The organism is Microcoleus sp. S36b_A4, from assembly GCF_036700645.1.
Classification (GTDB): Bacteria; Cyanobacteriota; Cyanobacteriia; order Cyanobacteriales; family Microcoleaceae; genus Microcoleus.
Genome location: NZ_JAUBPI010000032.1, coordinates 57,723 through 67,678, shown reverse-complemented (window position 1 = coordinate 67,678; position 9,956 = coordinate 57,723). Strand labels below are relative to the sequence as shown.

The 9,956-nt window shown below is 45.4% G+C and carries 9 protein-coding genes; 2 read left to right on the top strand and 7 right to left on the bottom strand.

Features of this window, described 5'->3' with window-relative positions:
* Positions 1–252 precede the first annotated feature (252 nt).
* From tsaB to QUA03_RS12915, 3 genes are all read right to left on the bottom strand, one after another.
* Positions 253–963, bottom strand: coding sequence for a tRNA (adenosine(37)-N6)-threonylcarbamoyltransferase complex dimerization subunit type 1 TsaB (gene tsaB / locus QUA03_RS12925; RefSeq protein WP_333212617.1), 711 nt, complete (start codon positions 961–963; stop codon positions 253–255).
* Positions 964–965: 2 nt separating this feature from the next.
* Positions 966–2,678 carry a serine/threonine-protein kinase gene (locus QUA03_RS12920; RefSeq protein WP_333212615.1) on the bottom strand — a complete coding sequence of 571 codons (1,713 nt, stop codon included), beginning with the start codon at positions 2,676–2,678 and terminating at the stop codon, positions 966–968.
* A gap of 190 nt (positions 2,679–2,868) precedes the next feature.
* Positions 2,869–3,117: a Ycf34 family protein gene (locus QUA03_RS12915; RefSeq protein ID WP_333212613.1), complete on the bottom strand. Its 249-nt coding sequence runs from the start codon at positions 3,115–3,117 to the stop codon at positions 2,869–2,871.
* Between the two features lie 108 nt (positions 3,118–3,225).
* On the opposite strand from QUA03_RS12915, the gene QUA03_RS12910 reads away from it, so the two are divergent.
* Positions 3,226–4,482 (top strand): CCA tRNA nucleotidyltransferase, encoded by a 1,257-nt coding sequence (locus tag QUA03_RS12910; RefSeq protein ID WP_333212611.1) that lies wholly within the window; start codon positions 3,226–3,228, stop codon positions 4,480–4,482.
* 121 nt (positions 4,483–4,603) lie between these two features.
* On the opposite strand, the gene QUA03_RS12905 is transcribed toward QUA03_RS12910, so the two are convergent.
* The 4 genes from QUA03_RS12905 to QUA03_RS12890 all read right to left on the bottom strand — a co-directional run bounded on the left by QUA03_RS12905 (position 4,604) and on the right by QUA03_RS12890 (position 8,268).
* Positions 4,604–4,951: a DUF952 domain-containing protein gene (locus QUA03_RS12905; protein WP_333212610.1), complete on the bottom strand. Its 348-nt coding sequence runs from the start codon at positions 4,949–4,951 to the stop codon at positions 4,604–4,606.
* Positions 4,952–4,970: 19 nt separating this feature from the next.
* On the bottom strand, positions 4,971–6,563 hold the full coding sequence (locus tag QUA03_RS12900) for a CocE/NonD family hydrolase (protein ID WP_333212609.1): 1,593 nt from the start codon (positions 6,561–6,563) through the stop codon (positions 4,971–4,973).
* Between the two features lie 270 nt (positions 6,564–6,833).
* The gene (locus tag QUA03_RS12895; protein WP_333212607.1) at positions 6,834–7,286 is read right to left on the bottom strand and encodes a cupin domain-containing protein; all 453 of its coding nucleotides are present in this window, start codon (positions 7,284–7,286) and stop codon (positions 6,834–6,836) included.
* Between the two features lie 211 nt (positions 7,287–7,497).
* The gene (locus QUA03_RS12890) at positions 7,498–8,268 is read right to left on the bottom strand and encodes a cysteine hydrolase family protein (RefSeq protein WP_333212606.1); all 771 of its coding nucleotides are present in this window, start codon (positions 8,266–8,268) and stop codon (positions 7,498–7,500) included.
* Between the two features lie 209 nt (positions 8,269–8,477).
* On the opposite strand from QUA03_RS12890, the gene QUA03_RS12885 reads away from it, so the two are divergent.
* Complete coding sequence (locus tag QUA03_RS12885) at positions 8,478–9,887, top strand: amidohydrolase (RefSeq protein WP_333212604.1); 1,410 nt, start codon at positions 8,478–8,480, stop codon at positions 9,885–9,887.
* The last annotated feature ends 69 nt before the right edge of the window (positions 9,888–9,956 follow it).

Sequence of the window (9,956 nt, the reverse complement as noted above, 5' to 3'; positions counted from 1 at the left end):
GGGACATTTTGACCTGAACCCTCAGTGAGATTAATCTGTTATTCTATCAGGCCTTACACTAGAATGAAATAGCCCTGATCTTGCACCATTCTCAATTAGCCTTTTAGGAACAGGCATCTTGCCTGTTCCACAAGAAAATCTACTCTTTGTGGAACAGGCAAGATGCCTGTTCTTGAGAATGGTGCAAGATGTGAGTTTAACAGAAACGAAATAATGCTCAATTCCCAATTACCAATGCCCTATTCCCAATATTCAGTGTCCCTTAACTGGATGTTGCCCGTAAAAAGGCAAAGCCTCCGACCAATCAGGACGACTTCCCATTTTCCACTCCAAATAAGCCAATTCCAACACGCTAGAAACCGACCAACCCAACTCGCTGCCAACTTCAATTAACTGATAAGAATTCCCCCAATTATCCAACTTTTCTTGCCAAGATTCAGGAGTCATCACCGTCTCAGGAAACAACTCAGTTAAACCAGAATCTTTGTTAACTGAATAAACCGCCCCAAACAATTGTCCCCGCTGTGCAGGCATTTGCAGCGCAATATCCTCTCTCAAAAGCCCCCCCTTAGCAAGGGGGGGTTGGGGGGGTTCTAATTCCAAAAGCCCCTTAGTAAGGGGGGGTTCCGCCCAAGCCACAGCCGCCAAAGTTGAAACCGCAAAAACCGGAATATCCAACTGTTGAGCCAAAGTCCGCGCCGTCACCATACCCATCCGAGTCCCCGTGAAACCTCCGGGCCCCTTCGCCACTGCAATAAAAGCCAAATCCCCCCAATTTTGCGGCTGAATAAACTCCACTAAATACTGATGCAAATGAGTGGCTAAATCGCGATCCAAATTCCAAGTTTGGCAGCGAGAATCCCCGGCAAAATTGCTGATGGCTAAACCGAGTTCGCGACTAGCTGTGTGCAGGGCTAAGCCGTATTTTTTAACAGATGTTCCGTCTTGGGGATTGCTATTCACGATTAGTGGTAATTTTCCTTAACAAAAAACAGAGGCAAAGCCACAACTAAGCAACCCAAAAGAATGCCAAATATTCCCGTGTTTAAAATCCTGGAATTACCCATGCCCCCACTCACCAAAAACAGCACTACTAAACTTCCAAATAAATTTTTATTTGCAAATTCTTTGTGCTGAGAAACTTGATGCTTCACCGTCATAAAACCCGACGTAACTATTAGCGCAAACCAAGAATTAAAAATGACTATTTGAGAGCCAAAGATAAACCAAACTAAGGCAAACATTAGCGCATCTATCCAAAAATCCTGAGTTTTCAACTTCGGCAGCCAAAATTCTTGGGTAGTAACAGAGGCGATTTTCTTGAGTAATTGATGGTGCTGCAGCCGCACGAGTTTGTTTCTCAATTGAATCTTGGGATCGATTTGCAATATTTGCTTCCACTCCGGGCGGCGAGAATTGTTGACTCTTCCCAACAGCTTCACGGCTGCGACTTTATTTAACTGCAAATCGGTGAGTCTGGTGGCAATTATTTGAGATAAGTGCGGATAGTAAACGGGGTTGTCTTCGGTTCTGTTGATGACGATATTGAGCTGTTGCTTGGCTTGACTGACTTGGATTGTAACATTGTACGGGGCGAGATCCTCTTGCAAAGCTTGCTGAATTTCGGCTTGCTGTTGGCGAGTGAAAAGCGACACACCGGGCGCAGGTGTAAGCACCCGTTCTGCGGGCGTTTCCGGCGCGTCTAGCACAGGCGGTGTGTCTAAATATACAGGTTTGGGGTTCAAGTGCCGGATGACTGCTGATGCTGAACTGTAGCGCCGATTGGTGGCACTTTGAAGCATGGTGTCGAGGATGCGGCCGAAATCATCGCTAACCGCAGTCTTCAAATAATTTCGCCAAGCCCAAGAATCCTCTGTACTGTCGAACAAATCGAAGGGAGGAATTTCAGTCAGCAAGTGAATGCAAGTAACGCCCAAACTGTAGATATCGCTGGCAAAAACTGCTTTACCCATCAATTGTTCTGGGGCTGTATAAGCGGCACTGCCGATGATTGTACCTGTTTGCGGCAACCCGGCTGCTGTTACTTTCTTAGCTGCACCAAAGTCTACTAAAACAATATCTTTTTGGAAAGGAGAGGGTTGATATGAACTTTCTAAGGCGGGTAAAGGAGTTGGAGATAGGCGGCGGCGAATGATATTTTCGGGTTTGATATCGCGGTGAATAACTTTGGATTTGTGGACGAAGTGGAGCACGGGCAATAAATCGTTGAGGATTTGCCGAATTTGAGTTTCGGTGAATGCTCCTTTTTGTTCTAATTCTCTGGCTAGGTTTTTGCCGTCTATAAATTCTTGTACTAAATACTGTCTCCCGTCTTGTTCAAAATGCGCGATTAATTCGGGAATCTGGGGATGTTTTCCCAAGGTTTGTAGCTGGGCTGCTTCTTGGTGAAATAGTTGAGCGGCTTTTTCGGCTGCGGTATTTTGCTGCAAAAATTGCTTGATTACGCACTGCGAAAAAATCAGGGGTTTGGTTTCATCAACTGCTAGAAAGGTTCGGCCAAAGCCTCCTTGCCCGATCGGCTTTATGGTTCGGTAGCGAGATGCTGATGGTGTTTCTGCGTCAATAGTTAACAACAAATTGGAGCCGCAACTTTGGCACGATTCTGCATCCCCTGGGTTTTGCGGATTCTGACAAGTTGGGTTTAAGCAATAGCACATTGGATTTTAGATTTTAGATTTTAGATTTTAGATTTGTAATTGGGAATTGGGAATGGGGAATGGGGCATCGGGAATTGGTTATTGGTTATTGGTTGTTATCGCCAACCACTCACAAAAAACCTATAAAAAACAACAAATAGCAACCAACAACCAACAAATAACTAATGACTAATGACTAATGACTAATGACTTAAGTCGGGACGAGTTCGCCTGGCCGCAATTTTGCCCATTTGCCGGTCTCTTGCTTGAAACTCTGACACCCGACTACATCCCATTCCATTTCAATTTCGTCTTGGCGGGGACGGATGTTGACGTTGATGGTGGGTTCTACGGGGTCGAAATCGGGTGTGTCGGTGAGGTGAAGCTGTTCGTGCTGTTCTTCTACGGCGTGGTAGGTGAAGCAGCGGTCTACATAGTGGCAGTTAATACAAATACACATTCTTGATATCCTCTGTGCATTTCAAAAAGATTGGTGAAATTTGAGCTTTCTGTTAATCTAGCGTAGCAAGAGTTTAATTGTTTGTAAGGAAAGTAGATTTTTGTTGCGATGCCGATTAATTTGCCCTCTTCATTATCTCCTGATTCTTGGCCGTTTGATTTGGAACTGCTGACACCGCCTGCTTATTTGGTGGGCGGTGCGGTGCGGGATGCGTTGCTGGGCCGCCGATCGCACTATTTTGATTTGGATTTCGTTATGCTAACACGGGCCGTGAAGACTGCTCGAAAAATTGCCGATCGCACGAAAGGTGGATTTGTTTTGTTGGATGCGGAACGGCAAATTGCGCGGGTGGTGTTTGCGGGCGGTACGGTGGATTTGGCGCAGGCGGAAGGGGGGAGTCTGGAGGGGGATTTGCTGCGCCGAGATTTTCGGATAAATGCGATTGCCTGCAATCCTTTTACAGGAGAAATCATCGATCCTTTGGATGGTCAAACTGATTTGCGGTTGGGTGTGCTGCGGATGATTTCGCGGTCAAATTTGGAGGACGATCCGCTGAGGTTATTAAGAGCTTACCGCCAAGCGGCGCAGTTGGGTTTTGCGATCGAAACTGAAACTCAATCGGCGATTCGGGAATTGGCGCCGCTGTTGAGTCGGGTAGCGGTGGAACGGGTGCGGACGGAATTAGGTTATTTGTTGAGTAATCCTGACGGTGTTCCTTGGATTTGTCGCGGTTGCGAAGACGGTTTGTTTTCGATTTGGTTTGAAAGTGCGATCGACCGTTTTGATATTTTGACAAAAATTGATGCGTCTGCTGCCAAGTTAGCGGCAATTTATCCAGATTTGGGGAGAGAATTTTCGCGATCGATTCGAGATACGATTAAAACGCCGTTGTTGGCGGTTGCGAAGTTGGCTATTTTGGCCGATTCCGACCCGACAATTGCTGAAACCCAGTTGCTGCGGTTGAAGTACAGCAATGCAGAGATTAAAAGTGCGATCGGGCTTTTGAAATACTTGCCGAAGTTGCAAGCAAAACCTATCGCGGAAATGTCTTTGCGAGAACAGTATTTTTTGTTTCGGGATGTGGGAATAGTATTTCCAGTTTTAGCGGTTTTGGCGGTGGCGGCGGGAGTTGCGGTTGATGAGATTTCACTGTTAATTAATCGCTATCTGGATGCTGATGATATTATTGCTCATCCTACCCAATTAGTTAGCGGCAATGATTTAATGGAATATTTTAAATTGCCCAGAAGTCCGCGCATCGGTCAATTTTTAATGGAGATTCAATTAGCGCGGGTTGACGGGAGAATTGCGACTCGCGAAGAGGCGCTAAAATTGGCGGCAGAGTTGGTTAATCAGTCAGTTTAAATTGATAAATTTCAGAAATTAGAACGGGCAAGATGCCCGTTCCACAAAATTCTAGTTTCCCGTGGGGTGGGTTTTTAGCCTGCCCTAAAAAGTTAGTTTACAATGCTAAAAAATCAGAATATTAAACAACATTTTTTAGTTCTTCCGGTAATTCAAACTTGCCATCGGCACCCGGTTCAAATTCAACAACTTTCAACACAGCATCAACATTGAGCGGCCCGTAAATGTGCGGGTAATTCTGACCCGCCGCCAATTCATACTTAAGTTCAGCTTCTACTTTGTCCGAGTCAATCCAAAGCAGCAGCAATCCTGTTTGTCCCACAAAAAATTTATTAGCAGATCTAAGAACTTGTGGCAGAGTCGAACAATGGATAAATCCTTCAGTATCTAGCGTATCGCCGCGATAGGATTGAACTTGTTTTGCTTCTTCCCACTGTTGGCTGCGGGTGATGTGAAAAATAACGCTCATAGTTAGATAGGTTTTAGGTTTAATTGACAATTGGCAGCAAAATTTGAGAGGGACAATTCCCGCCACAACTTACTGTCAGCGTGATAATCTTAGCATCGATCGTCCGCGCTTCACCTGGAGGTGCAACAGTTCCCGGATTCACGTCGTAAGCGGGAAAACAAGCCGCACTCAAACTCAGACGCAACGCATTACCTTTGGCAATTTGCATACAAGTTGCTTGCAGGACAATTCTTACAGGTGTTTCACCTGAATTCACCCGCACGTAACCTTGAGTGAAATTGTAAACGCTGCCGCTATCTTTGACCTCAGAAAGTATCGCACACAAATCAAAACTCGGCGCATCTGCTGTACAAAATACTTTGAGAATTATATCTCCAGCTAAGTGCAAATCTGCTGTTAGCGGTGCCGAAGTGTATGTTAAAACATCGGTGCGGCAGTCAATAGTCGATCGCTCGATCGCACCTGCAGGAAATGCAGCGTGACCCCCCAAGGATGGCACCGGCCGCCAAGGGTCATGTACGAATATATCATCAGTGCAAACATCCGGGCAAAAATCTGTTAAAATACCCGCATCTTCTCTCATCGCGGCAAGTCCGGTACTTGCTAAAAAATAAGATTTATGATTATTATTAGGCCATTTATCAAATTTCCGCCAATCATTCCTCCCCATCTCAAATAGCGAAATCGGCAGCTCGTCTAATATTCCTGTATCAACTCCTTTCAGGATTTGATCGAACCAGCGAATTTGCAACTCATCCACCGGATTTGAAGCTGCAAAAGCATAATCCAACGCTCCCACTTTTCGACCCCAAGGTAAATGCGCCCAAGGGCCAATTATCAAATGCTGCGGATAGGAACTCCGGCTTGCCATTTCCTTGTAAAGATGGATTGTCCCCCGCAAATAAGTATCAAACCAACCGCCAACGTGCAGCATTGGCAAGTCTACATCTTTGATGTTTGGCGATAACTTTTCCCAATACTCGCTTGCTCGATAATTATCCAACCAATCGTGATAATATGAGTCTAGTGCAAGCTTTTTAATAATTTCAGGACGCGCCGGCACGGTATCGTATAGCGGGAGATTTCTCGAAGCTGCATACAAGGCTTGATAGGCAGAAATATCGCCTTTTAAGCGAGCGGTTTCTCCGGCTAGCTGAATTGCCCAGCCGAGATTTGATTGCAGACAAAACGCGCCGCCTTCATAGGCCCAATCTGTGTATAAATTGCCGCCTACCATTGCCGGACAAATTGTGATTAAAGCGCTCGGTTTAGCACCCGCCGCGTAGAGTTGAGTCATGCCTTGGTAAGAAAAACCGTACATTCCGACTTGGCCGTTACCCCCCGGCAAATTAGCAGCCCAATTGACGCTATCAAAACCGTCTTGTGTTTCGCTAACAAATAGGTTAAATTCGCCTTCGGAAGTGCCGCGTCCCCGCACGTCTTGGATGACAACAATGTAGCCGTGTTTGGCGTACCATGCGGGATGGGAATATACTAATGTAGAGGCGATCGCCCTTCCGTAAGGTTGCCGCATTAACAATACTGGAAATTCGCCTTCCGCATCGGGGCGGTAGATGTCAGCATCTAAACGTACGCCATCTTTAGTTAGCATTGACGCTGTTTCTTTCGGACAAAGTTTCAGCATAAATCCTAAAAAATATCACCTAAAAAAGTTTGTAGTAACTGACATCTTGCACCATTCTCGATAAGCATTTGATGAACAGGCAAGATGCCTGTTCATCAATAAAATTCATCTCTTGTGGAACAGGCATCTTGCCTGTCCGTGAGAATGGTGCAACATCTCAGTAGTAAGGGCGTGAGCTTTTTCTCTAAGGACTCAAGTCCTTACTACAAACCTAGGAATCAAGTCCTTACTACAAACCTAACATGGTACGAGTACATCCGCTCGCCCAAGAACTCTCATATCTTCCTCATCGAGTTCGACTGGTGTACCGCTGCGAATTAGTTCCACAAAATCCTCATTCGGCACCATGATGCACAAAGCGTACAAACGTTCATTGCCCGTATTTTCAATTACGTGAGTACCCGTTGGAGGCACTAACACACTATCTCCCGGTTGAATACTAACTGTTTTGCCGTCGCAGGTTGCTTGCCCTTTTCCTTTGAGTACAAAAAACATTTCTACTGCGAATTGATGGCGGTTGGGAGGAGTTTTGCCCCCCACATCAAAAATCTCCACGCAAACTGTTAATGAAACATTAGCTATTACCGGATCGAAGACGATCGCTAATCTATTAGTATCGCCCGGACTGATGCGAAATGCTTGGTAGTCTTTCGGAGACTTTATAATAGGAATCACGCACTGGTTTGTCATTTTTTTTATTGTTAGTTGTCAGTGGTTATGTTTCTGTTGTCATTAGTGAGAATCCAGAGTCATTAGTCCGCCGCTCAACCTCCAAAGTTTATTAATTTCACAGGAGAGTTCGCTGTCAGAGCAGGAAGCGAGATATAGGCTTTGCTGTGCGGGATTCTCGCACTCCTAAAAAACGCTTTTATACTCCAGAGGGATACTCCCCTGATGGCTGCTATTTAATTGCTTCTAACATAGCCTGAGAATCCGACAAAAAACCAAAACATTGTTTAACGTTATAAAGAGTAGCTTGCCAGCAATAATCGGGAGATGTCGTAGCTGTACAATCTTTGACTAAAATACAGTCGTAACCGAGGAAATTAGCATCTTGCAGCGTAGCCATGACGCACTGATCGGCGTTTACTCCTCCAAAGAAAAGTGTAGTTCTGCCGAGGTTCCGCAAGATACTATCTAAAGGAGTATCCCAAAAGCCGCTCATGCGATATTTATCAACGCAAATATCCTCCGATTTGGGTTTTAATTCATCGACCACCTGCGCCGCCCAACTCCCTGCCATGAGTACAGGTGCGTTGTTTTTTGGCAGCGGATCTCCCAAACCTACGCCGTCGCCTGTGGGATTGTAAACGTGACGGGAAGCTGCACTAATATTGAGCAAATCGGGGCGGTTTCCCCAGTTGATCCAAATAATGGGTACTGCGTGCGATCGCAATTTTGGCAGTAAATTTGTTAAAGGATTAATTGGAGTTCTGGCGGGCGTTACATCTACGCCAATATGTGCTAGCCAACCGTCGGGATGACAGAAATCGTTTTGCATATCTATCACCAACATTGCTGCTTTTGCTAAGTCCAAACGCAGAGTTTTAGTTTCTGTTTCCAGGGTAACAGGTTGAGGCGCGATCGGCGATCGGGTGATATCGGCAATTTTGGCATCAACTTTCCAAGCATTCGGCGGTACGCCCAAGGTGCGAAGAGAATCAGGATTCATATTGATTTTGACTCAAAAACAATTTCAATCTTATAACTATTTGATTGTCACTAACTTGTCATATCTTAAATCTTGGTTATAATTAAGTATCAGCGGCAACTATTTGAGAGTTTTTATGATTTATTAACTTTATTACAGGCGACCGCCAATGTTAGCCCCGTGGAATCATACAATAAAAATTAATATAAATTTACAAAAATGGTAAATCTATGAGCTTTACAATTGAAAATGCTTTAATTCCGGTTGATAGTGGTTATGAAACTGCAGATGTGCAAGTGGTGCATAATTGCATAAGTGCGATCGCCCTCAATTTAGAGCCTGCGGGAACAGTTATCGATGGCAAAAATAAGCTGCTGCTGCCCGGTTTTGTCAACGCCCACACTCACTCTTCAGAAATGTGGCAACGGGGCATTATTCCCCCTTTGCCGCTGGAGTTGTGGATTGCCGAATTATACGATTTTACGCCTCTGGAACCCGAACAAGTTTATTTAAGCGCCCTGGGAACTGCGGTAGAAACATTGCTGTCGGGCGGTACAAGCGTAGTCGATCATTTAGTTTTGATTCCGGGGCAAGAATTAGAAACAATCGCCGCAGCAGTTCGCGCTTATCAAGAAATCGGCATCCGCGCTTTTATCGGGCCGTTAATTCAAGATGAATCCCTGACAGCGGGAATGCCTTCTGGCGATAGCGGCATCGAACACGCGGCTTACATTCGATCGACCAAGGCCACTTTGGAATTAATGGAAACAGCCATAAAACAGTTTCACAATCCAGAAAAAGGTGTTAATATATTATTAGCGCCGACGGGAATTCAACTGTGTTCTGATGCTTTGTTTGAAGGCTGCATCGAATTGAGCGATCGCTACAACCTTTGTCGGCATGCCCACCTCTTGGAAACCGCCGCTCAAAAACAGTTAGCTCACGAAAAATACGGCTGTAGTGCTGTCGAGCACCTGCAAAAAATTGGTTATTTGAGTCCCAGAACTTCTTTAGCGCACTGCGTTTGGCTGGACGATTCCGACATTGCGATTATGGCAGAAACGGGAGCAACAGTCGTACACAATCCCCTCAGCAACTTGCGCTTGGGAAGCGGGATTGCACCGATTTTGAAATACCGCCAAGCTGGAGTTAACGTATCTTTAGGCTGCGACGGCGCTGCTAGCAATGACTCTCAAGATTTGCTGGAAGCGATTAAAATTGGTTCAATTTTGCACAATATCACGGATTTGGATTACCGCCAATGGATTACACCGCGCCAGTCTGTAGAAATGGCATCCCTGGGAGGAGCAAAAGGCTTGAATCTCGCCGATGAAATGGGTTCGCTGACAGTCGGGAAAAAAGCAGATTTTGTGCTGTATGATTTAACCAGTTTATCATTGCTACCGCGCACCGATCCGATCGGCCTGCTGATTTTGGGACGCCCGACTAATGCGGTAGATAGCGTTTGGGTAAACGGCAAGCAAATTGTCGCCGAAGGTAAGGTGAAAACGATCGATGTTGATGCTTTGAGGCGGGAATTATTCGATCGCAGCGAGTGGACGAGCAAGCGTCAATCGCAAACAGTCAGTGAAATAGAAGCCCACTATCGAAAAGTCATGAACCTGCAAGGTTATTCTTAAAAAATTAACCAAGAGAATAGGATATCATGTCCGGTTGAATCACATAATTAGCGCCGCCACTAAAAATTA

Excerpts from the sequence above, each read along its gene's own strand:
- QUA03_RS12920 (WP_333212615.1), bottom strand. The coding sequence starts at position 2,678 with ATGTGCTATTGCTTAAACCCAACTTGTCAGAATCCGCAAAACCCAGGG.
- QUA03_RS12915 (WP_333212613.1), bottom strand. The coding sequence starts at position 3,117 with ATGTGTATTTGTATTAACTGCCACTATGTAGACCGCTGCTTCACCTAC.
- QUA03_RS12910 (WP_333212611.1), top strand. The coding sequence starts at position 3,226 with ATGCCGATTAATTTGCCCTCTTCATTATCTCCTGATTCTTGGCCGTTT.
- QUA03_RS12905 (WP_333212610.1), bottom strand. The coding sequence starts at position 4,951 with ATGAGCGTTATTTTTCACATCACCCGCAGCCAACAGTGGGAAGAAGCA.
- QUA03_RS12900 (WP_333212609.1), bottom strand. The coding sequence starts at position 6,563 with ATGCTAACTAAAGATGGCGTACGTTTAGATGCTGACATCTACCGCCCC.
- QUA03_RS12895 (WP_333212607.1), bottom strand. The coding sequence starts at position 7,286 with ATGACAAACCAGTGCGTGATTCCTATTATAAAGTCTCCGAAAGACTAC.
- QUA03_RS12890 (WP_333212606.1), bottom strand. The coding sequence starts at position 8,268 with ATGAATCCTGATTCTCTTCGCACCTTGGGCGTACCGCCGAATGCTTGG.
- QUA03_RS12885 (WP_333212604.1), top strand. The coding sequence starts at position 8,478 with ATGAGCTTTACAATTGAAAATGCTTTAATTCCGGTTGATAGTGGTTAT.